General features: G+C 61.7%; 21 protein-coding genes and 2 pseudogenes. 13 read left to right on the top strand and 10 right to left on the bottom strand.

Features of this window, described 5'->3' with window-relative positions; genetic code table 11:
• Positions 1 to 12: 12 nt before the first annotated feature.
• The 4 genes from ACFDR9_RS17665 (at position 13) to ACFDR9_RS17650 (ending at position 3,471) form a co-directional block, all read left to right on the top strand.
• On the top strand, positions 13 to 303 hold the full coding sequence (locus tag ACFDR9_RS17665; protein WP_017878590.1) for a protealysin inhibitor emfourin: 291 nt from the start codon (positions 13 to 15) through the stop codon (positions 301 to 303).
• A gap of 228 nt (positions 304 to 531) precedes the next feature.
• The gene (gene fdxA / locus ACFDR9_RS17660; protein WP_017878589.1) at positions 532 to 855 is read left to right on the top strand and encodes a ferredoxin FdxA; all 324 of its coding nucleotides are present in this window, start codon (positions 532 to 534) and stop codon (positions 853 to 855) included.
• Between the two features lie 121 nt (positions 856 to 976).
• Positions 977 to 2,029, top strand: coding sequence for an NAD(P)/FAD-dependent oxidoreductase (locus tag ACFDR9_RS17655; RefSeq protein ID WP_327076208.1), 1,053 nt, complete (start codon positions 977 to 979; stop codon positions 2,027 to 2,029).
• A gap of 221 nt (positions 2,030 to 2,250) precedes the next feature.
• Entirely contained in the window at positions 2,251 to 3,471 is a 1,221-nt protein-coding gene (locus ACFDR9_RS17650; RefSeq protein WP_026133316.1) for a polyhydroxyalkanoate depolymerase, read from the top strand.
• 150 nt (positions 3,472 to 3,621) lie between these two features.
• On the opposite strand, the gene ACFDR9_RS17645 is transcribed toward ACFDR9_RS17650, so the two are convergent.
• Together ACFDR9_RS17645 and ACFDR9_RS17640 are read right to left on the bottom strand one after the other, a co-directional pair.
• The gene (locus tag ACFDR9_RS17645) at positions 3,622 to 4,422 is read right to left on the bottom strand and encodes a transporter substrate-binding domain-containing protein (protein WP_327076209.1); all 801 of its coding nucleotides are present in this window, start codon (positions 4,420 to 4,422) and stop codon (positions 3,622 to 3,624) included.
• 19 nt (positions 4,423 to 4,441) lie between these two features.
• Positions 4,442 to 4,627 carry a hypothetical protein gene (locus ACFDR9_RS17640; RefSeq protein WP_409031826.1) on the bottom strand — a complete coding sequence of 62 codons (186 nt, stop codon included), beginning with the start codon at positions 4,625 to 4,627 and terminating at the stop codon, positions 4,442 to 4,444.
• A 51-nt stretch (positions 4,628 to 4,678) separates the two neighbouring features.
• Here ACFDR9_RS17640 and rsxB point away from each other — a divergent pair, with 51 nt between their 5' ends.
• The 4 genes from rsxB (at position 4,679) to ACFDR9_RS17620 (ending at position 8,682) form a co-directional block, all read left to right on the top strand.
• Positions 4,679 to 5,368, top strand: a complete 690-nt coding sequence (gene rsxB / locus ACFDR9_RS17635) for an electron transport complex subunit RsxB (RefSeq protein WP_409031825.1) — start codon at positions 4,679 to 4,681, stop codon at positions 5,366 to 5,368.
• Positions 5,365 to 6,012, top strand: a complete 648-nt coding sequence (gene nth / locus ACFDR9_RS17630) for an endonuclease III (RefSeq protein WP_409031824.1) — start codon at positions 5,365 to 5,367, stop codon at positions 6,010 to 6,012. The genes rsxB and nth overlap by 4 nt, the downstream gene beginning before the upstream one ends.
• Before the next feature lie 187 nt (positions 6,013 to 6,199).
• On the top strand, positions 6,200 to 8,179 hold the full coding sequence (locus tag ACFDR9_RS17625; RefSeq protein WP_409031823.1) for a rhomboid family intramembrane serine protease: 1,980 nt from the start codon (positions 6,200 to 6,202) through the stop codon (positions 8,177 to 8,179).
• A gap of 110 nt (positions 8,180 to 8,289) precedes the next feature.
• Complete coding sequence (locus ACFDR9_RS17620) at positions 8,290 to 8,682, top strand: VOC family protein (RefSeq protein WP_409031822.1); 393 nt, start codon at positions 8,290 to 8,292, stop codon at positions 8,680 to 8,682.
• Positions 8,683 to 8,753: 71 nt separating this feature from the next.
• On the opposite strand, the gene proB is transcribed toward ACFDR9_RS17620, so the two are convergent.
• The 4 genes from proB to rplU all read right to left on the bottom strand — a co-directional run bounded on the left by proB (position 8,754) and on the right by rplU (position 12,083).
• Positions 8,754 to 9,872, bottom strand: coding sequence for a glutamate 5-kinase (proB, locus tag ACFDR9_RS17615; protein ID WP_017878581.1), 1,119 nt, complete (start codon positions 9,870 to 9,872; stop codon positions 8,754 to 8,756).
• Between the two features lie 382 nt (positions 9,873 to 10,254).
• Positions 10,255 to 11,364, bottom strand: a complete 1,110-nt coding sequence (obgE, locus tag ACFDR9_RS17610; protein WP_017878580.1) for a GTPase ObgE — start codon at positions 11,362 to 11,364, stop codon at positions 10,255 to 10,257.
• Positions 11,365 to 11,455: 91 nt separating this feature from the next.
• Entirely contained in the window at positions 11,456 to 11,728 is a 273-nt protein-coding gene (gene rpmA, locus ACFDR9_RS17605) for a 50S ribosomal protein L27 (protein ID WP_081611939.1), read from the bottom strand.
• 43 nt (positions 11,729 to 11,771) lie between these two features.
• Positions 11,772 to 12,083: a 50S ribosomal protein L21 gene (gene rplU / locus ACFDR9_RS17600; protein WP_038500602.1), complete on the bottom strand. Its 312-nt coding sequence runs from the start codon at positions 12,081 to 12,083 to the stop codon at positions 11,772 to 11,774.
• A gap of 293 nt (positions 12,084 to 12,376) precedes the next feature.
• Here rplU and ispB point away from each other — a divergent pair, with 293 nt between their 5' ends.
• Positions 12,377 to 13,366, top strand: coding sequence for an octaprenyl diphosphate synthase (gene ispB / locus ACFDR9_RS17595; RefSeq protein ID WP_017878578.1), 990 nt, complete (start codon positions 12,377 to 12,379; stop codon positions 13,364 to 13,366).
• A gap of 156 nt (positions 13,367 to 13,522) precedes the next feature.
• Here the strand turns inward: ispB and arsH are convergent, their stop codons facing one another.
• The 3 genes from arsH to ACFDR9_RS17580 are packed head-to-tail and all read right to left on the bottom strand — an operon-like array spanning position 13,523 to position 15,019.
• Positions 13,523 to 14,218 (bottom strand): arsenical resistance protein ArsH, encoded by a 696-nt coding sequence (arsH, locus tag ACFDR9_RS17590; RefSeq protein WP_409031821.1) that lies wholly within the window; start codon positions 14,216 to 14,218, stop codon positions 13,523 to 13,525.
• The gene (gene arsC, locus ACFDR9_RS17585) at positions 14,211 to 14,639 is read right to left on the bottom strand and encodes an arsenate reductase (glutaredoxin) (protein ID WP_017878576.1); all 429 of its coding nucleotides are present in this window, start codon (positions 14,637 to 14,639) and stop codon (positions 14,211 to 14,213) included. Before arsC ends, arsH begins: the two co-directional genes overlap by 8 nt.
• A 41-nt stretch (positions 14,640 to 14,680) precedes the next feature.
• Positions 14,681 to 15,019 (bottom strand): helix-turn-helix transcriptional regulator, encoded by a 339-nt coding sequence (locus ACFDR9_RS17580; protein WP_026133312.1) that lies wholly within the window; start codon positions 15,017 to 15,019, stop codon positions 14,681 to 14,683.
• A 1,218-nt stretch (positions 15,020 to 16,237) separates the two neighbouring features.
• On the opposite strand from ACFDR9_RS17580, the pseudogene ACFDR9_RS17575 reads away from it, so the two are divergent.
• The 4 genes and pseudogenes from ACFDR9_RS17575 to ACFDR9_RS17560 all read left to right on the top strand — a co-directional run.
• A pseudogene (locus tag ACFDR9_RS17575) lies at positions 16,238 to 16,300 on the top strand (hypothetical protein); the annotation flags it as partial.
• A gap of 25 nt (positions 16,301 to 16,325) precedes the next feature.
• Positions 16,326 to 16,802 carry a PAAR domain-containing protein gene (locus ACFDR9_RS17570; protein ID WP_409031820.1) on the top strand — a complete coding sequence of 159 codons (477 nt, stop codon included), beginning with the start codon at positions 16,326 to 16,328 and terminating at the stop codon, positions 16,800 to 16,802.
• Positions 16,799 to 17,524 carry a VRR-NUC domain-containing protein gene (locus tag ACFDR9_RS17565; protein ID WP_409031819.1) on the top strand — a complete coding sequence of 242 codons (726 nt, stop codon included), beginning with the start codon at positions 16,799 to 16,801 and terminating at the stop codon, positions 17,522 to 17,524. The genes ACFDR9_RS17570 and ACFDR9_RS17565 overlap by 4 nt, the downstream gene beginning before the upstream one ends.
• 14 nt (positions 17,525 to 17,538) lie before the next feature.
• Positions 17,539 to 18,612: a type VI immunity family protein gene (locus ACFDR9_RS17560; protein WP_409031818.1), complete on the top strand. Its 1,074-nt coding sequence runs from the start codon at positions 17,539 to 17,541 to the stop codon at positions 18,610 to 18,612.
• 789 nt (positions 18,613 to 19,401) lie between these two features.
• Here ACFDR9_RS17560 and ACFDR9_RS17555 read toward each other — a convergent pair.
• A pseudogene (locus tag ACFDR9_RS17555) lies at positions 19,402 to 20,050 on the bottom strand (sigma factor-like helix-turn-helix DNA-binding protein); the annotation flags it as partial.
• Positions 20,051 to 20,670: the final 620 nt, after the last annotated feature.

Below are 20,670 nucleotides of genomic sequence, written 5' to 3'. Positions count from 1 at the left end.
AAGAGGAGCGAGATGAAAATATCGGCAACCAGCAGCGGCGGCTTCGCCGGCCAGGGCGAACGCTACGACATAGACACCGCCGCCAGCGCCAAGGGCAAGGCGCTGGAGGCGGCGCTGGCCGGGGCCGGCTTTTTCGCGGACCGGGCCACGGCCCAGCCGGAGACCATCGGCGCCGACCTGCCGCGCTGGCACATCACCGTCGACGACAACGGCCGCCAGCACACGCTGAGCTTCGTCGAGGACGGCAGCCCGGCCAGCGCGGCGTGGCAAACCCTGCTGGCGCAGATCCGCGCCGCCGCCTGAACGGCGGCGGCCGCCTCCAAACCAAGGGAGTCCATCCGCTACCGCGCCGCGGCCGCGCCCTGGCGCCGCAGCCGCAAAAACGCGCATAAAACGAATTTGCTTATTTGTATTGTATATAAGCCCGATTTGTGAGAAATACCGAATTGCCTTAAAATACGCTGCTTTGCTTTAGCGGCACCGACGAATTCCCTCCGGCGCCACAGCACCCCCCATATTGATAGGACTGTTATGACCCACGTTGTCACCGAATCCTGCATCGCCTGCCGTTACACGGACTGCGTTGATGTCTGCCCGGTAGATTGTTTCCGGGAAGGCCCGAATTTCCTGACAATCGATCCGGACGAATGCATCGACTGCGCGGTGTGCGTCGCGGAATGCCCGGTCAACGCGATTTTCGCCGAGGAAGATGTGCCGGCCGACCAGCAAGCCTTCATCAAGATCAACGTCGACCTGGCGCGTAACTGGCCGTCGATCACCAAGACCAAGGCGGCCCTGCCGGATGCCGAAGAGTTCAAGGACGTCAAGGAAAAAACCCACCTGCTGGTACGCTGACGGCGCGGCCGCGCGGCCACGCTAACTTGACCGTCCCCCGCGCCGGGCAGCCGAGCACAGCCGCGTTCGCGGCTGCGCGCCGTTGACCACCCCATCGCGCAACAGACAGGACACACATGGTATGAGTTATCACAACGTCATCGACGCCGACGCCGTCATCATCGGCGCCGGCCCGGTCGGGCTGTTCCAGGTTTTCGAACTCGGTCTGCTGGAAATCAAAGCCCATGTCATCGATTCGCTGCCGGCCGTCGGCGGCCAGTGCATCGAACTCTACCCCGACAAGCCGATCTACGACATTCCGGCCGTGCCCGTGTGCACCGGCCAGGAACTGACCGACAAGCTGCTCAAGCAAATCGCCCCGTTTGAACCGACCTTCCACCTGAGCCAGGAAGTGAGCGTGGTCGAGCGCCGCGACGACGGCCGCTTCAACGTCGAGACCAGCACCGGCACGCGCTTTCTGACCAAGACCATTTTCATCGCCGCCGGCGTCGGCTCGTTCCAGGCGCGCAAGCTAAAGCTCGACGGCATCGAAGCCTTCGAAGACACGCAACTGTTCTACCGCGTCAAGCAGCCGGCGCTGTTCGACGGCAAGAACATCGTCATCTGCGGCGGCGGCGACTCGGCGCTCGACTGGGCCTTGAATTTCGTCGGCAAGGCCGAATCGGTGGTGCTGTTGCACCGCCGCGAAGACTTCCGCGCCGCCCCGGCGTCGGTGGCGAAAATGAAGGCGCTGTGCGACGCCTGCGAAATGCAGCTGATCGTCGGCCAGGCCACCGGCTTCGACACCCGCGACGGCCGACTGAGCGAGATCAAGGTAAGCGGCAGCGACGGCGTGACGCGCCGCCTGCCGCTCGACATGCTGCTGGTGTTCTTCGGCCTGACGCCCAAGCTGGGGCCGATCGCCGACTGGGGCCTGGACATCGAGCGGCGCCAGTTGAAGGTGGTCAGCACGGAAAAGTTCGAGACCAGCGTCCCGGGTATTTTCGCCGTCGGCGACATCAACACCTATCCGGGCAAGAAAAAGCTGATCCTGTCGGGCTTCCACGAAGCGGCGCTGGCGACATTCGGCGCCGCGCCCTACATCTTCCCGGACAAAAAAATCTATATGCAATACACCACCACCTCGCCGAAGCTGCACAAGATCCTCGGCGTCGACACCCCGGTTTTCGACTAGGCGGGCGGGCCTTCCGGCGCAGCCAAAACGCAACACTGAAAGCAGCGGAAACGCTGCTTTTTACGTTTTGGGCGCATGATGGAGACGTGCACCTTTACCGCTAGTTAGCGTAATTGCCACTCGGAATTAAAAACTGCTTCAAGTCACGAACAATTTTTCTATAATTGGATTATGATGATTGGAGCTGAAATCCGCACCCGGCACTCTACGAGGAATCATTTATGCTTTATCAACTGCACGAAATGCAACGCTCATTTCTCACACCCGTGATGCAATGGGCGGACATGTCCTCCAAGTTGTTCACCAACCCGGTGTCACCGCTGGCCCATACGCCGTTTTCGCAGCGCATCGCCGCCGGCTACGAGCTGATGTACCGGTTGGGCAAGGACTACGAGAAGCCAAAATTCGAAATCGACACGATTGACGTCAATGGCCAGACCCTGGCCATCACCGAACGCGTCGTCGTCAACAAATCATTCTGCCGCCTGCTGCACTTCCAGAAGGACGCGGGCGCCCCGGCGCAGCCGAAAGTGTTGCTGGTGGCGCCGCTGTCGGGCCACCACTCGACGCTGCTGCGCGACACCGTGCGCGGCCTGCTGGCCGAGCACGACGTCTACATTACCGACTGGACCGATGCGCGCATGGTGCCGGCCAGCGCCGGCGCCTTCCACCTGGACGACTACATCTTTTACGTGCAGGAATTCATCCGCCTGCTGGCGCCCGACCTGCACGTTATTTCGGTATGCCAGCCGACGGTGCCGGTGCTGGCGGCGATTTCGTTGATGGCCACGGCCAAAGACAAGCACATGCCGAAGACCATGACGATGATGGGCGGGCCGATCGATCCGCGCAAATCGCCGACCCAGGTCAACAACCTGGCCACCGAGAAGAAATTTTCGTGGTTTGAAAACACCGTCATTTACGCGGTGCCGCCGAACTATCCGGGTTTTGGCCGCAAGGTCTACCCCGGCTTCCTGCAGCACGCCGGCTTCATCGCGATGAACCCGGGCCGCCACGCCCAGAGCCACCGCGAGTTTTATATGCACCTGGTGACCGGCGACGACGAGCCGGCGGAAGGCCACCGCCAGTTCTACAACGAGTACAACGCGGTGCTGGACATGCCGGCTGAATACTATCTGGACACGATCAAGACCGTGTTCCAGGAATTCAAGCTGCCGATGGGCACATGGGAAGTGGACGGCCAACTGGTGCGTCCGCAAGACATCACCAATGTCGCCCTGTTCACCGTCGAAGGCGAGCTGGACGACATTTCCGGCGCCGGCCAGACCCAGGCCGCGCATGACCTGTGCAGCGGCATACCGGCCGAGATGCAGCGCGACTTCGTGGCGCCGAAATGCGGCCACTACGGTATTTTCTCGGGCCGCCGCTGGCGCGAAGTGATTTGCCCTGAAATCGGCAAGTTCATCAAGCAGCACGGTTAAGCGGGCGGGCCGGCAACGCTAGAAATCAACCCAGGCAAGGAGCCCGGGTCGGCCCCCCAGGGTCCGACCCCGGGGTTGCGCCTTTGGTTTTAACTATGTCAACGCCGAAACCATCCGTCCAAGCGCGCCGTTGAGCGCGCTTTTTTACGCCTAGAAATCCAGCCCGGCGCCGCTGGTGTCGGCGCCGATACGCTTCCAGTACTCGCGCTCCAGCTTGGCCATATCGATCTCCTTGGCGGCGTCGTTGAATTTCTGCTGCTGCCGCAAGCCCTCCGCCGTCCGCTTGAAGCACAGGTGCACCGGGCGCTCCTTGAAAACATGCTCGGTAATCGTGATGCGCGCCCGTTCGGCCGCGCTGAAACGCGAACTGAGCATCAAATGCCGCAGCACATGCCTTTCAATCACGATCACGCGAAAGCGCTTGATCAGCAGCTTCCTCACATTGATTTCATCGCTGACGCCCTCCTCGACGCCGAGTTCGCCGCGTTTGACCATCGCATCGAACTGCTCGCCGTTCGAGTAGCCCGCCACCGTGCCGATCTTGACGCCGCCCAGCTGCGCCAGGCTCGCCGTCGGCAACGGGTCTTCCTTCAGGTGCGCCAGCACGGTCAGCGTGTTGCCGATCGGCGCCGAAAAGTGGCAGAGCGTTTCGCGTTCGGGGGTGCGCCATACCGCCAGAAAACCGGCGTAGGCCGGGTCCCGCAGGCCCGACTGCATGGTGCGCTTCCAGGGGAAATAGTCGACCCTCAGGCGGTAACCGGCGCGCTCGAACGCCAGCCTCACCATGGTGCCCGACAGGCCCTCGCCGGGCAGCGCCGCTGAAATGAACGGCGGCCAGTCCTCGGCCGCAAAGCGGATAGGACGCGGCGCATCGGCCGGCCCGTCCGCCGCCCCGGCGGCGCAGGACAGGGCCAGCCCGGCGAGCACCGCGACCGTCCTGAAGATACTCATTTGCTGGCTCCCAAACACATCAGCGGATCGCCTCTTCCTCGATAGTAGGAAGCATCGTCCCATAAACGATACCGTTTTCAAAGTTGTTTGTCCGCATCTTGTATACAAACGGGAAATACGCTGAAAAACCGGCAATTGCGCCACACCAGCGCCGGCCACGCCCGCTTTCGCCGATAGTCCGACAGCGCGCCATGGTTTTTTGCATAAGCCGCACCCATATATTGGATAATGAGGTTTTACCGCCCCGAAGATCACCGTGCCGCAACCAGACCACCGCTCCCTCGCCGACCAGATCGAAGACCTGCTGCCGCAGACGCAATGCACCAAATGCGGCTTTGACGGCTGCCGCCCCTACGCCGAGGCCATCGCCGCCGGCGCCGCCGACATCAACCAGTGTCCGCCGGGCGGCCTGGAGGGGGTGGCGCGGCTGGCCGGGACGCTGGGGCGCAAGGTCATCCCGCTGAACCCGGTACACGGCTTCGAGCGGCCGCGCCCGGTCGCCTTCATCGACGAGGCCTTGTGTATCGGCTGCACGCTGTGCATCCAGGCCTGTCCGGTCGACGCCATCATCGGCGCGGCCAAGCACATGCACACCATCGTCCCGAGCCTGTGCACCGGTTGCGACCTGTGCGTGGCGCCCTGCCCGGTCGATTGCATCGTGATGTACCCGGTGACCGACGAGCGGACCGGCTGGAACGCCTGGAGCGGGGAACAGGCCGCCGCCGCGCGCCAACGGCACGACTTGCGCGGCATGCGCCTGCAGCGCGAGCGCGCCGAAAACGACGCGCGCCTGGCCGCCAAGGCGCTTGAAAAAATGAAGGCGGTCATCGCCGAGCCGGGCAACACGGATGCCGAAATCGCCGAGAAGGAACGCAAGCGCGCCATCATCGCCGCGGCGATGGAGCGCGCCCGCGCCAAGGCCGCCGAACCGAAGGGCGACGCGTGAACGCCGCCAAGCGCCTGGAAATCTTCACCCGTTTCCGCGCCGCCAACCCAAAACCCATGACGGAGTTGGAATACAGCACGCCGTTTGAATTGCTGATCGCCGTGCTGTTGTCGGCCCAGTCCACCGACGTCGGCGTCAACAAGGCCACGCGCCTGCTGTACCCGGTCGCCAACACCCCGGCGGCGATCCTGGCGCTGGGGCTGGAAGAGTTGAAGGGCTACATCCAGACCATCGGCCTGTATCCGACCAAGGCCAAGAACGTCATCGCCACCTGCCGCATCCTGGTCGAGCAATACGGCGGCGAGGTGCCGCGCACCCGCGAACAGCTGGTGGAACTGCCCGGGGTCGGCCGCAAGACCGCCAACGTTGTGCTCAACACCGCCTTCGGCGAAATAGCCATGGCGGTCGACACGCATATTTTCCGCGTGTCCAACCGCACCGGCATCGCGCCCGGCAAGACCGTCGAGATCGTCGAGCAGAAGCTGCTCCAATTCGTGCCCAAGCAATTCCTGCTCGACGCCCACCACTGGTTGATACTGCACGGGCGCTACACCTGCGTGGCGCGCAAACCGCAATGCTGGAACTGCATGATCGCCGACCTGTGCGACTACAAGTCGAAATCGGCCACCCCGCAGCAGGTATAAGGCGCGCACCATCGCGTATTCAGGGCAACACTGGAACGGCTGCACCGTCGGCGACGATATTTGTCCTGAAGGGCGCGGTGCCGCGCGTAAATCCGATACACTCTGGCGCTTCAGCATTGTTGCCAATGTATTAAAGTTTTCGCGTACGCGCGCGAACTGGCTTTCGCGCGAATGCAATCGCGCCATCTTGACGGAAAAATCCCAGCTAATGAAAACCGACGTCCGCTCCGCTCTCTATCTGAGAACGTTCCTCGTTTTAATGACGATCAATATCGCTTTATATATCCTGCAACTAGTCAAAGGCGTCGACGCGATGTCGCCGGAGACGATGGATATGATCGAATGGGGCGCGAATCTGGCGCCGCTGACGATGGCGGGCGAATCCTGGCGTCTGTTTACCAGCATGTTCCTGCATATCGGCCTCATCCACCTCGCGCTGAATATGTACATGCTGCTGATGTGCGGCCCGATCGTCGAGCGCGCTTTCGGCTCGGTGAAGTTTATGCTGATCTATCTGATATCCGGTTTGTTCGGCAGCCTGGCCAGCGCGCTGTGGTATGCGCAACATAAAGTCACGTCGGTATCGGTATCGATTTTCGGCCAAATTGCCAGCCAGTCCGAACTGCAACTGGTGGTCGCGGCCGGCGCCTCCGGCGCCCTGATGGGTATCTCGGGGGCGTTTCTGGCGCGCTCGCTGGTGCTCGACGAGGTGGACCAGAACAACAACCCGGTCGGCTACGGCGGCATGCGCGGCGCGTTCGCGCAAACCATCGGGATCAACCTGGTCATGGGTTTTGCCGGCACCGGTGTCGACAACGCCTGCCATATCGGCGGCTTGCTCGCCGGGGCGGTGATCGGCGGCGGCTTGGCGCTGGCGGGCGACAATCAGCAGCGCCTCAAGCGCGGCGTCGCCAGCCTCGCCGTGGTGGTCGGCAGCCTGGCCCTGCTGTACTACGCGACGACCACGACGCCGTCGGCCGAACTGTTGAAACTGCACACCCAGGTCGCGGACGAAATACTGGAGGCACAGCAGAAAAAAACCGCCGCCGGAGCCCAGGCCAACAGGGCCCAGGAGATCGCCCAGGATTTGAAAGCCGCCCCGGCGCCGGTCGACGAAACAACAGCTGCCGGTACGCTGGCGCCGATTGGCAAGCTGACCCGGGCCATGGTCCTGAGCAAGGACGGCAAGCGCCTGTACCTGGCCGGGGACGAGAGCAACCTTCTTTCGATTATGGATCTGGGAACGAAAAAACTCATTGCAACGCTGGCGCACCCGTCGCCCAAGCCCGTCTCGGACGACTGCGGTTGGCACGACTGCCAGCAAGACCGCGGCGCCCATGCCATCGCGCTGAGCCCGGACGAACATTTTGCCTACGTCACGTCGATCATGGACAACCTCGTGACGGTGATCGATGTACGGCAAAACAAGGTCGTCACCGCCATCCCGCTCGACCAAGGGCCGCGCAGCGTCAAGGTGTCCGGCAACGGCCAGCGCGCGTATGTGCTGAATACGCGCTCCAATAGCGTGACGCAACTGGACCTGGGCAGCAACAAGGTCATCGGCAGCCCCTTGGCTCTGCCAGGCGGCCCCTTGCAACACAGCTTCTTCGCGCCGTCGGAGCTGTGGCTGGCCAACGACGACAAGGAAGTATGGGTGGTCAACCCCGTCACGAATGCCCTCAGCGTGGTCGATACCGCCAGCATGACGGTAAAACAAGAACTCCCCCTGGGCGACGATAATCTGTTTCGCGCCGGCTTCTTTTTCCCGACAACATCGTCGGCCTGGGTCGCCGGTTTCCAGGGGCTGGACGCCATCAACCTGAAGACAAAAACCTCGCAAAACATCCTGTCGTTCTGTGGAAAAATGGAAGAAACCCAGCTTGCCGTCAACCCGGCGGGCACGCTGATCGCGCTGGCCGCGCCGGCAAGGAATTATGTTCGCCTGGTCAAAGTGCGCACGCAAACGACCGTCGGCGTTTACCCGGTGAAGGGCGGCATCGGCGGCATCCGCTTCTCGGCGGACGATAAGCAGCTGTATGTGCTGACCAATGAGATCGGCGCCAAGGGCGCGGCAAGCCAGGCGCTGGCCATTCTCGACATCAACAAAACGGCGAATGTGGCGGAATACCTCGAGCAGAATGGCGAACTGGCCTGCGCCAGCCAATAGCGGCCTCGGCACGTCCGGCGTCGCGCGCCCATCGGCTTTGCCACCCGGCTTGCTGGCGGTGGCATTGCAATTAAGGTAATATTGAACTCCATCCCCACTGGAGTTCAAGCATGAAGTTCGGCTACACCATCGTCTACGTCCCCGACGTCGCCGCCTCCCTTTCCTTCTACGAAACGGCCTTCGGCCTGCCGCGCCGCTTCCTGCACGATTCCGGCACCTACGGCGAGCTGGAAACCGGCGCGACGACGCTGGCGTTCGCCGCGCACGAGCTCGGCGAGCTGAATTTTCCCGCCGGCCACGTCCACGCCAGCGCCTCCGACAAGCCGCTCGGCATCGAAATCGCCCTGATCACCGAAGACGTTGCACAAGCGCACCGAACCGCGCTGGCCGCCGGCGCCACCGAAGTGGCCGCGCCCACCGCCAAACCATGGGGCCAGGTGGTGTCCTACCTGCGCTGCCCGGACGGCAGCCTGGTCGAACTGTGCACGCCGATGGGCGCCTGACACGCCCTTTAAAATGCCGCCGCATAAATAACGCGCGCCGATGGCGCGCGTTTTTTTCAACAGCTAAACAATCAAAGCAAGACCATGTTGTCGCGATGCACCAGCTCCGGGCCTTCCAGGAAGCCCAGGATCGCTTCGATCTCGGCCGACGGCCGGCGCATGATACGCCGCGCCTCGGCGCTGGTGTAGTTCGACAAGCCGCGCGCCACCGCGTGGCCGTCCTCGCCGATGCAGGTGATGACGGCGCCGCGGCCGAACTCGCCCTTGACGTCGACGACGCCGATCGGCAGCAGCGACTTGCCCTCCTGCGTCAGCTTCTGCACCGCGCCGGCGTCGAGCACGACCTTGCCGGCCGTGTGCAAATGGTCGGCCATCCACTGCTTGCGCGCGGTCAACTGGCCGGTCTGCGCCGTCAGCTCGGTGCCGATCGCCTCGCCCTCGGCCAGGCGGGTCAGCACGTCGCTGTCGCGGCCCCAGGCGATGATGGTGTGGGCGCCCGACTTGGCGGCGCGCTTGGCCGCCAGGATCTTGGTCAGCATGCCGCCGCGGCCGATGCTGGTGCCGGCGCCGCCGGCCATCGCCTCCAACGCCGGGTCGCCCGCCTGCGCCTGCGTGATCAGATAGGCGTTCGGGTCCTTGCGCGGATCGGCCGAGAACAGGCCGTGCTGGTCGGTCAGGATGATCAGGGCGTCGGCTTCGATCAGATTGGCCACCAGCGCGCCCAGCGTGTCGTTGTCGCCGAACTTGATTTCATCGGTGACGACGGTGTCGTTCTCGTTGATGATCGGCACCACGCCCAGGCGCAGCAAGGTTGTCAGCGTCGAGCGCGCGTTCAGGTAGCGTTCGCGGTCGGCCAAGTCGGCGTGGGTCAGCAGCACCTGGGCGGTGCCCAGCCCGTGGGCGCGGAAACTGGTTTCGTAGATTTGCGCCAGGCCCATCTGGCCGACGGCGGCGCAAGCCTGCAATTCATGGATATCGGTGGGGCGGCGTTCGAAGCCCAGGCGCAACATGCCCTCGGCGATGGCGCCGGAGCTGACCAGTACGACTTCCTTGCCGAGCGCGCGCAAGCCGGCGATCTGCACGGCCCAGCGCGCGATGGCGGCGTGGTCCAGGCCGCTGCCGTCGTTGGTAACCAGCGAGGAACCGACTTTGATGATGATGCGGCTAGCTTTTTGAATGACGGATTTCATGATGCGGCGGCTCTTATCTCAAGTCGCGGGGCGCAACGCCAGCAGGCCCTATCACCCCGCGCATGACTAACAAAAAACCCGGGCATGCCGCTCCAGGGGCCGCGAACACACGGCCGGGCGGCTGCGCCAGGACGAACATTGCTGTGACATCGCCGCGGCCGGCTGTGCGCCGCGCCTTGCGCCAGCGCAAGCGGGCCGGCGGTAAGCGGACCAGCCCCGCCATGGGTGGGCGGCGGTAGCCGGCCACGCCATTGAGAATGAGGCTCCGGTGGATACCGGAGTAAAACCAGCGACGTAATGCCTGGGCCGGACCCTCGGGGCCCGACCTTCTCGCCTTGGCGCCAGCTCTTCGCCGCTGGTTCTTTTGATGTATCTGCTACATTTAGTCGAGGATCTTGAAGCGCGGGTCGTCCGGGTCGATCGACGAAATGCCGCGCGCCTCTTCGGTCATCTGGGTTTCTTCGGCGCGGCTTTCGCTGTGCTTTTTCTCTTCCAGATGCTTGTAGATGGCGTTGACCAGTTCCGGGCAACCGTTGTGGTTCAGCGCCGAAATCTCGAACACCGGACCCTTCCAGCCGAAACGCTTGATGAAGTCCTTGACGATCTTCACGCGATCGTCGGTCGGCACCATATCAAGCTTGTTGAGCACCAACCAGCGCGGCTTGTCGACCAGCGACTCGTCGTACTTTTTCAACTCCTTGACCAGCGCCTTGGCTTCCTTGACAGGATCGACGTTGGTTTCGAACGGCGCCAGGTCGACGATGTGCAACAGCAAACCGGTGCGCTGCAGATGGCGCAGGAATTGATGGCCCAGGCCGGCGCCTTCGGAAGCGCCTTCGATCAAGCCGGGAATGTCGGCGATCACAAAGCTCTTCTCGTGCGACACGCGGACCACGCCCAGGTTCGGGTGCAAGGTCGTAAACGGGTAGTCGGCGATCTTCGGACGGGCGTTCGAGACGGCCGAAATAAAGGTCGACTTGCCGGCGTTCGGCATGCCCAGCAGGCCAACGTCGGCCAGCACCTTCAGTTCCAGACGCAACTCGCGCCGCTCGCCTTCCTTGCCCTCGCCCTTTTGGCGTGGTGCGCGGTTGGTCGAGGATTTGAAATGGATATTGCCCCAGCCGCCTTCGCCGCCCTTGGCCAGCATTTCGATCTGACCGTGCTCGGTCATATCGGCAATGATCTCGCCGCTCAGGTGGTCGACGATCAGGGTGCCGACCGGCATGCGCAGGTGGATGTCGTCCGCGCCCTTGCCGTAGCAATCGGCGCCGCGGCCCGGTTCGCCATTTTTGGCTTTGTGCATTTTGGAGAAACGGAAGTCGACCAGCGTGTTGATGTTGCGGTCCGCGACGGCCCAAATGGTGCCGCCCTTGCCGCCATCGCCACCATCGGGCCCGCCGAATGGTCTAAATTTCTCACGACAGAAAGATGCGCAGCCATTGCCGCCATCACCAGCGATGACTTCGATTTTTGCTTCGTCGATAAACTTCATGATTTGCCGCCATAAAACTAAAAAGGCTCCACCTGGGGCAGAGCCTTTCGATTGAAGGCTTGCGCCTTACACTATGCGAATACGGTAAGTATTACGCTGGTACTGCTTCGTTCGGTACAACGGTAACGAACTGGTGCGATTTTGCGCCACGAACGATGAACTTGACTTTGCCTGCGATCAACGCGAACAGAGTGTGGTCCTTGCCCATGCCAACACCTTCGCCGGCGCGCACTGGCGTGCCGCGTTGACGAATGATGATGCCGCCAGCGTTGATAGCTTGGCCGCCGTAAACCTTAACGCCCAGGCGTTTTGATTCTGAATCACGGCCGTTGCGCGTTGTGCCGCCGCCCTTTTTATGTGCCATTTAAGACTCCTTGATAGCTGATTATGAATTCAAACAGCGGCAATTAGCCGTTGATCGAAACGATTTGGATTTCGGTAAAATTCTGGCGATGGCCCTGATGCTTTTGGTAGTGCTTACGACGACGCATCTTGAAAATTTTGACCTTATCATGGCGACCATGCGCCACAACCGTAACCAGTACCGTTGCACCTTCGACCAATGGGGCACCAAACTTGATGGTGTCGCCCGCACCTACTGCGAGTACTTGATCGATGGTGATTTCGGAACCAATGTCTGCCGGTATCTGTTCTACTTTAAGTTTTTCGCCAGCGACAACTTTGTATTGTTTGCCACCGGTTTTTATGACCGCGTACATGATTTGAAACCTCATCAAATGTTGAAAGAATTTCTCTCTAAGCCGGACCAGGCAAGCCGTGCCCAACCGGGAGAACTGGCGATTATACATGGGATGAGAAATTCCGTCAAAAACTATTCACAAACGCCGGTTGTCGTGGTATGTCGGCAACTTGAAAGACAGGGCCGGGCGAGCCAAAAACGTGAAAAATGCTGACAAGACAGCAATATAGACCCCGAAGAGGCCGCCAGTGAACACAGCGGCGCGAGCCATGTCGTATAATCGCCGCACCTAACGTCTATTGCAGGTTCGCCTTGTCTGCCGCTCACAAAAACGCCACCCAGAACACCATCGCCCTTTCGATCGCCACCGACATGGAGGCAGTCAACACCGTGATCCGGCAGAAACTGTATTCCGAGGTCAGCCTCGTGAACCAGATCGCCGAATACATCATCAGCGCCGGCGGCAAACGCATCCGCCCGGTGCTGGTGCTGCTGGTGGCCAACGCCTATTCATATAAGGGAACCGCCCACCACGAGCTGGCGGCGGTCGTCGAATTCATCCACACCGCCACGCTGCTGCACGACGACGTCGTCGACGAATCGTCGATGCGGCGCGGCCGCCAGACCGCCAACGCGCTGTTCGGCAACGCCGCCTCGGTGCTGGTGGGCGACTTCCTGTACTCGCGTTCGTTCCAGATGATGGTCACGCTCGACAACATGCGCGTGATGCAAATCCTGTCGGACGCCACCAACGTGATCGCCGAAGGCGAAGTGCTGCAGCTGCTCAACATGCACAACCCCGACGTCAGCCAGGACAACTACCTGCAAGTGATACGCTCCAAGACCGCCAAGCTGTTTGAGGCGGCGGCGCAACTGGGCGCGCTGATCTCCGGCGCCAGCGACGCCGAGATCGACGCGGCCGGCGAATACGGCCGCTCGCTGGGTACCGCCTTCCAGCTGATCGACGACGTGCTCGACTACGCCGGCGACGCCGCCGAAATCGGCAAGAACGTCGGCGACGACCTGCGCGAAGGCAAACCGACCCTGCCGCTGATCTACCTGATGGAAAACGGCACGCCGGAACAGCGCGAACTGGTGCGCGCCTGTATTGAAAAAGGCGACGAACAACACTTCGACGCGATCCTGGCCGCCATCACCAGCAGCGGCGCGCTCGACTACACCCGGCGCGCGGCGGAAGCAGCGGCCCGCCGCGCCGCCGACGCCGTCGCCGACCTCCCCGATAGCGTCTACAAGCAAGCGCTGCTGCAACTGTGCGTATTCGCGGTCGACCGCAACCACTGAGCGCCGGCGCGGGCAACAAGAAAGGCGGCGCCGTTGGCGCCGCCTTTTTTTCGCCCGCGCGCCCGGAACCCCGCTTTAAACCAGCGGCAAAGAGCCGGGGGCAGCCCCACGGGGCCTGGCCCCGGGGTTACGCGCTTGGTTAATAAACACCCACCATCACAGCTTCGCCACGGATTGCGGCCGCGCCTCCTTGCGCTCGCTATACCGGCTGGTCAGATAATCGGAGCGGTCGCGTATGATCAGGGTGAACTTGTACAACTCTTCCATCACATCAACCAGGCGCTCGTAATACGCCGACTGCTTCATGCGCCCTGCCTCGTCGAACTCCTGGTAAGCCTTGGCCACCGAGGACTGGTTCGGAATCGTCACCATACGCATCCAGCGTCCGAGAACCCGCAAGCCGTTGACGGCGTTGAACGACTGCGAGCCGCCCGACACTTGCATCACCGCCAGCGTGCGGCCCTGGGTGGGGCGCAGGCTACCCAGCTCCAGCGGCAGCCAGTCGATCTGCGACTTGAACACACCCGTCATCGCGCCGTGGCGTTCCGGGCTGCACCACACCTGCCCCTCCGACCAAACCGACAAGGCGCGCAACTCCTGTACCTTCGGATGGTCGGCCGGCACGCTATCGACCATCGGCAAGCCGTGCGGATCGAACACCCGCGTCTCGGCGCCGAAATGCCGCAGGATGCGCTCGGCCTCCAGCGTCAGCAGCTTGCTGAACGATCGCTCGCGCAACGAGCCGTACAGCAGCAGGATGCGCGGCGCATGACGCGACACGCTGGCCGGCTCCAGCTTCTCCAGCGTCGGCAAGTCCAGATGCTCGACACTAATGTTGGGCAATTTATCCATGCGAGCCCAGCCGGCGCCCGGCCGCGTCAACCACCGCCTCACCGTCTTCCTTGCTAAAGGCGCCCTGCTGCGGCAGCGGCAGAATGTCGAGCACCAGCTCGGACGGACGGCACAGGCGCACGCCCTTCTCGGTGGCGACGAAAGGCCGGTTGATCAGGACCGGATGGGCCAGCATGGCGTCCAGCAGGACCTCGTCGGTATGCTCGTCGGCCAGGCCCAGCTCCTGGTACAGATCGCCCTTGTCGCGCAGCGCCTCGCGCACGGTCAAGCCGGCACGCGCGATCAAATCCATCAACGTGTCGCGCGACGGCGGATTCTTGAGGTAGTCGACGATTTCCGGCTCGACACCAGTGTTGCGGATCAGCGCCAGCGTGTTGCGCGAAGTGCCGCAGGCGGCGTTGTGATAGATCGTGATGGCCATGATAGATATCCTTTTTCAAACCAGTGTTGTAAGACTGCACTTCATGGCGCCGGTTCCTGGCCGACGCAAAGCGACACGCTGACGGGCGAACAGGCGTTTCCGCCGCAGCAATTCTGCGTCAGGAACGCCAGCAAGCCGTTCATCGACGCGAAGTTGGCCGAATAGATAATCGAGCGCCCGGCCTTGACCGAGGCGATCAGATTCGCGTGCGCCAGCTCCTTTAGATGGAAGGACAGCGACGACGGCGCGATGCCGAGCGCCTCGGCGATCTTGCTCGCCGCCAGACCAGCTGGCCCCGCCTGCACCAGCAGCCGGAACACGGCCAGGCGCGATTCCTGCGCCAGCGCGGCCAACGATGTGAGAGCGGTAGAAGTTTCCATACTTCGATAATAATGGAAATATCTATCGAGCGCAACGCCGCGCTTCCGCGGCGCCATGGATCTGCGTCAAGGAAGCGGCCAAGGAAGACGTAGTGTCCTGTTGACGCTGCGCGCAGCGGGCCTTACGTTGACGCGAACCGATGCCGTTTTTTATTGCGCGGCGGTCGACGCGATGTCCAATTCAGGGTGCGCCACAGCCATGGAATGGGTGTCCAGTTTGGCGCGGAAAACGCACACGGGCACTACCTTGACGCTCTACTTCACGAAATTACTCCGTTTAGTCGACCGGACGACCCGCTTGAGTGCGCCGAAATTCTGGAGGAGTGGGGCGTTCCGAAAGAAGATGTGATGGCATTACTTGAAAAGCTCGGGCTCGTTCTGAAGATTCGCTTCCCAATGCGCGCCGGCTAGTCGATGCACAGCGATGCTTAGATGTCCGCCAAACGAATTCCCGCGTGTAGGCGACTAATTGCTCTGAAAGCAAACCCGCAATCCGCAATGGCGAGCGATTTCGCCTTATTAAGGTGCCTATCAACCTCTTCTTGGGAGACTGTTCTGACCGAGCCTAGACATCCTAAAATCTCAAGTAAGTAAGTATGGGGAAACTGATTTCAAAAATTCAGCCTTGGCTCAGAGGGAGCTGAGACCAAGATGCCTGAACGCGGTTCGGCGGGCTTACCAGACACAATACAAGAAAACGGTTAGTTATGGAACATTCCTACAGGACACACCCTTAGTCATCTGGAAATTCGTACAGGAAATGCAACACTAGCGAAGGGGCCGCTGCCAAGACCAGAATTGGACTGACCAAAATGGTTCCTGAAACCGCAGCGTTGAGAAACGCGCAGTTCTTGGACGACAAGGGGCGGTAAACAGCGGTGTCGCCGTGGTGCGCGGGCCCTCGTCGGCGTTTAGGAGACCCGCTCCAGTTAACGCGAAATAAGGCCATCACGCTCGAATTGCAGTGGCAGGAGTACAAGGTCGGGTCGGTGGCGGGGTATATTGAGGCCCACGTCTACGCCCAAGATGCCTCGGTGCGTCACTCTCACGTCGAGGAAATTTCCTGCAGACGTCCGCTAAATCCTATCGCATCTGCTCCAGATGCCGTGCGTAAAGTGGCGCCTGTCTCGCTGGTACCGGACAAACTCGCAAAGTGTCAATAATGTTAAAATTGCCAAATAAAATCAACGGGAGAAAAGCTTGGGCAGTCCTATTATTGTGCTTGGCGACAAGACGAGTCATGGTGGCACTGTAATTACCTGTTCGGCGTTCTCCGATACGCATGGAAAAGGCTGGGCGCGCGTAGGTGACATGGTCACGTGCCCCCCGTTGCAAGGGTGTATTTCCCATCGCCCAGGGCGACGCCAGCCTCATCGAAGATGGCAAGGCGGTGGCCTACGATGGTTGCAAGACCGCATGCGGCACCACCCTCATTGCCGGCCAGATGTTCACCTGGACGACCCCGTCCGCCGGCGCGGCGCCTGCTGCATCGAGCGACGCCGCCCGGGCTGGCCTGCTGCAGGGTTTCGGGCTCGTCGACGTCGCGCTCGCCAGCAGTTACCAGGATGAGCCCGTGGAGGACGGCGCCGAGCGCTACCGTGGCCGCTTCCAGCTCGTCGATGCGGCAACAGGGGCGCCGGTGCCCGACCAGGCTGTGCGCGTGCGCTCGACCGGCGGCCAGTACCTCACGGGCACCACGGATGGGGAGGGGTTCACGCAGTGGGTGGAGCGCGACGCGCGGGAGGCGCTGGCCTTCGACTTGGTGCAGGACGGCGACGCATGACCGGGCCGTCGACCCTTCCACCTCGTCTGCCGCCGTTGGCCATGGGCAGCATGAGCCCGGAGGGCGCCACAACGGTTGTGCCGGTCAACAAACCGGAGCTTGATTTTTCCGACAAGAAGGTATTGTGCTCGGCCATGTGCCAATGCCAGAGCCAGCCCAACATCGGCGTCGACGGCCGCTCGCTCAAGCAGGAATGCGTCTCCGGCAGGCTAAAGGCACTCGACGCAGGGCTCAAGCACCGCAGCCACTACAAGCCCGAGGTCACCTACGACATGACCAAGCTCCCGCCCGAGCCGTTCATGGACAAGGAGGTGGCCACGAAGAACCGCAACCTCTTCCCGACTTGGACGCAGAAGATTTGGCCGCAGGACACGAGCCGGCCGGTACCGTACAAGCCCGGGCGCGGGTATACTCGCCGGCCCGACATCGTCATCGTCAAAGACCCTCTGAAACCTCCGACCCAGGACAATATCAAACAGGTCGTGGAGATGAAGTTTCCCGACGACCCTTACCGGCCGGGCCAGCGCGAGGACTATATTCGCATCGCCGGCGACCGGACGAAGATGGTGCCGCTCGAACTGAAGGACTGCGACTGCAACCAGGCCGAGCCAGAGAAATCGAAAATCCCCGTCGAGCAACTCGGCACCGCGGCAGCGATTCTTGGCTTAATCTACGCAGTGGTGAGGAAACAGCCACCCCCACTCGGCGTGCCGGCGTTTTAAGGATAGGACAGGACATGATTGAATTACCGTTTGACCCACTCGAGCTGATGCGCAACAACCCCGCCGCCATGAATGTGCCCGGCGGCCTGCTAACCAAGCAGGGGCCGCAGTCCTACGTTGGCTGTGTACCGGTCATCGCCGGAACACTGTTTTTTCCCGACGCGCACCTGCCGGCCGTCCGGGATGCCATCAGCGCGTGCTTCGATGCCTACCAGCTGGCCGTTATGCCCGAACTCACCTGGTTGTTCAGGGAAGACCCTCCCGAGGGTCCCAGCAAGCAGACCGTGGCGAAAGCGAAGCCGCTCAAGGCGATGCTCGCGCGCATGGACGAGGACGACGGGCTGAGCTTTCACTACACCAGCGGCAAAGAGGCGCATGACGCCGGCCCTTGGGAATTTCAGGTTTTCGGCATACCGGCTTGGCGGGCGAAGATGGGTGGCTGGGGCCTTTGCGGCCTCCGATTTTCGGTCCCGCTATTGTTCGTGGAGGAGCGCCCCGAAGCATTCCGGGACCTGTTCGTCGATTTCGCGCGGCGCCTGCGCGCGGCCCACGGCTACGCCGGGCACAGCCTGGTGCTGTCCGCCTTGCGCTATGACGAGAACCAGGCGTTCGAGACGTTCTTGACGTCGAAACTACGTGGTTTTGACGCGGGCAATCTAGTCGCCGGTGCGACCAAGGCTCACCTGGGCATCAAGACTGTGGGGTGGCTCACGGCCATCAATCAGGCCTACTTGGAGAAAATCGGTGGCGAGTCGACCGTGCGCTCTGAATTGCCCAAGGACTGGTTCGGCCTGTTCGACTACGACGAAGGTATCGTCATCCAGGCAGGTCCCCAGCCTGAGGCGGCGCCGGCGGACGCGCCACTTCCTGCGCGGCTGGTGCTCCCCAACATGCTCTTGCAGCCAGTCCGCACGCCCTCCGTCGGGCTGCACTATGCCTCCGCCGAGAGCGAGCCGCGGTTGATTGGCTGGGCGGCCGAGGAGTGGCTCAAGCGGTTCGATGTTCCGGCGGACGCGCTGCTCGAGTACAAGGCCAGGCTGCTGGGCGAACCGAAGCTGGCAATCAAGAACAAAGGGCCGAGCATCTGACCGACATCTACCGCAAAAAAATCTTCACGCTAGTACAGCACGTCAAGGAGAGGGGCGAGCTTGATGCCCTGAACGGAGCTGATGTCACACGTGCAGGAGCCGCACTTTGGGTTCCGGCGACCGGGGGGAAATGCAGGCGAAGCTTCCCCGGTCGCCCATGAAAAGTGGCCTAGTAGGACACTTTTCACCATGAACCATCCCGCCAGCAGCCCTCGCACATTTTGGAACAGGCTGCCCAGCAGCGCACCGTGCCGACGAGGTAAGCGCGACCCCGTCCAGAAATGCATCGAAGGGTAAGCGCACGAGCACGAGCACCAGCGTCAAGTCGGTCAACACCAAACCGTCCAACTCGGCACGGTGTACAAAGGCAGCACGGTCGACCGCCAGCGGCAAACGCGCCGGCAGCAGCGCCGCACCAGTGCATGAAGTCGCCCACCAGGGTTAGTTTGAGCAGACCGGCGGCGGGGTGAGTCGCTTGAAGCAATTGAGGATGACGTCAGGCACCTGGAGTTCGGCAACTTTTCGCTCGAAGTTCTGCGTGACTCAAGTCTGGGCTTGCTCCCGTCAGCTCAAAATAGTTCGTGTTGCTTGACCACAGCCACCTTCGGCGCCGGCTCACCAGCCATCAGTCCGGCCGGGTAGGGCTGTAGGTATGTCCTCGCGCGCTCTGGGTCTTTGCATCCAAGCCAATCGTCGTAGTCGGCGTTCGGGACAATGACCAGCGAGCGTTTTTCCTCGCTTGAGCGATGGAAGCGACTCATGAAAGGAAATGCGATGCAAGCGCCCGTTGCCGCTGCACAGGTTGTCGGGTACCCACAGCTCGGCGGAGCCGCCGAAGAACTCGCGCGCGCACGGGGCTGTCTATCCAGTCCGGCAGTTGCTGGCTCCAGGTCGCCTCAATGTAAGTGTAGTTCGAGACACCCAGCACGGCCACGAACGCTTGGGCGGCGCGGATTTCACCGGTGCTGCCGTCGGTCACGCCGAGGGTCTGGCCAGCGTAGTCGATGAACAGGCGCTCGCCCGGCGTGTGGGTTTGCCGCATCGACAGCGTCAGTTGCTGGCGCCAGCGACGGTAGTGCTCGCAGAACGCGCTGTACTTGTAGTCGTCGGGCTTCTCGGCCTTGTACTTCTGCCACTCCAGCTCCAGCGTCACGCCTTTGCGGCGCAGTTCGTTGTGCACGGTCGGCCTGGCCGGCGCCGGCCGCTGCACCGACGACGGCTCGCTGGGCGGAAACAGTAAGCGCTCGAGGACCGTATCGTTGCAGTTCGGTGGTAACGGCGTTGACAGGCGGGCCTGCTTGGCGCGGGCCACGTAGTCGGAGACGGTGGAGGGAGAAACGTTTATGATGCGGGCGATTTCCCGCTTGGAGCGGCCCTGCTCGAAATGCAGTCGCAGCACTTCATGGATTTTGCGCATGGATAACCTTTTATTGGTCAAGCAACCCTCCGGATAAAAATCCGGCAGGTTGCCACAGTTATCCCCTTGCCGATGGCCCTACTCAGACCGCTTCAAACTGTCCAGTTTGGAGCGGAACCGGTGTCCAGTTTGCGCTGGACTGGGTGTCCAGTTTGCCGTGGAATCAGTGTCCAGTTTGCGCTGGACTAGGTGTCTAGTTTGGCGCGGAAAACGCAGGCGGCTCACGGTTCTAAAGTCCGGAATACCCCAATCAAGCCCGCTAGTCCCTCATCAAAAGAAGCATAATGCTGCGAGAAATACAAAAAATAGCACCTGAGCAACAACCCTGTATTAAACTGCCAGTGACGCTCGATACGAGATGCGAGCGCAGAGCCAGACGAAATAACCTGAAAGGTTAATATGAGTGAAGACGATTTCCACACTGAGGAGTCCATCGAGTCGGGCGTAGAAATGCCACCAACGGTTTTCGGGATGCCCATCACTCAGGCGCTCGAACAACTCCGACTTCGGCTTTTGGACCTGACAGGCAGGAATCGGCTAATTAATTTGTGACTATTCAGCCTGAGCGTACAGCGTAGAAAGTTGTTGTAAACGAATCGTGGATAACGCATCATGCGTGCATGCCACCAAAACCGCCCCGC

Origin of the sequence: Janthinobacterium sp. CG_23.3, assembly GCF_046115965.1 — a bacterium.
Taxonomy (GTDB): domain Bacteria; phylum Pseudomonadota; class Gammaproteobacteria; order Burkholderiales; family Burkholderiaceae_D; genus Janthinobacterium.
Note: the sequence above shows the minus strand (reverse complement) of the source record. Positions and strands in the feature narration are given on the sequence as shown.

Bases quoted from the DNA above. Each gene is read 5' to 3' on its own strand.
- proB (WP_017878581.1), bottom strand. From the start codon at position 9,872: ATGAAATCCGTCATTCAAAAAGCTAGCCGCATCATCATCAAAGTCGGT.
- ACFDR9_RS17640 (WP_409031826.1), bottom strand. From the start codon at position 4,627: ATGCAAAAAACCATGGCGCGCTGTCGGACTATCGGCGAAAGCGGGCGT.
- fdxA (WP_017878589.1), top strand. From the start codon at position 532: ATGACCCACGTTGTCACCGAATCCTGCATCGCCTGCCGTTACACGGAC.
- arsC (WP_017878576.1), bottom strand. From the start codon at position 14,639: ATGGCCATCACGATCTATCACAACGCCGCCTGCGGCACTTCGCGCAAC.
- rpmA (WP_081611939.1), bottom strand. From the start codon at position 11,728: ATGGCACATAAAAAGGGCGGCGGCACAACGCGCAACGGCCGTGATTCA.
- ACFDR9_RS17565 (WP_409031819.1), top strand. From the start codon at position 16,799: ATGACCGGGCCGTCGACCCTTCCACCTCGTCTGCCGCCGTTGGCCATG.
- obgE (WP_017878580.1), bottom strand. From the start codon at position 11,364: ATGAAGTTTATCGACGAAGCAAAAATCGAAGTCATCGCTGGTGATGGC.
- ACFDR9_RS17665 (WP_017878590.1), top strand. From the start codon at position 13: ATGAAAATATCGGCAACCAGCAGCGGCGGCTTCGCCGGCCAGGGCGAA.
- ACFDR9_RS17645 (WP_327076209.1), bottom strand. From the start codon at position 4,422: ATGAGTATCTTCAGGACGGTCGCGGTGCTCGCCGGGCTGGCCCTGTCC.
- ACFDR9_RS17580 (WP_026133312.1), bottom strand. From the start codon at position 15,019: ATGGAAACTTCTACCGCTCTCACATCGTTGGCCGCGCTGGCGCAGGAA.
- arsH (WP_409031821.1), bottom strand. From the start codon at position 14,218: ATGGATAAATTGCCCAACATTAGTGTCGAGCATCTGGACTTGCCGACG.
- ACFDR9_RS17650 (WP_026133316.1), top strand. From the start codon at position 2,251: ATGCTTTATCAACTGCACGAAATGCAACGCTCATTTCTCACACCCGTG.
- ACFDR9_RS17560 (WP_409031818.1), top strand. From the start codon at position 17,539: ATGATTGAATTACCGTTTGACCCACTCGAGCTGATGCGCAACAACCCC.
- ACFDR9_RS17655 (WP_327076208.1), top strand. From the start codon at position 977: ATGAGTTATCACAACGTCATCGACGCCGACGCCGTCATCATCGGCGCC.
- rplU (WP_038500602.1), bottom strand. From the start codon at position 12,083: ATGTACGCGGTCATAAAAACCGGTGGCAAACAATACAAAGTTGTCGCT.
- ACFDR9_RS17620 (WP_409031822.1), top strand. From the start codon at position 8,290: ATGAAGTTCGGCTACACCATCGTCTACGTCCCCGACGTCGCCGCCTCC.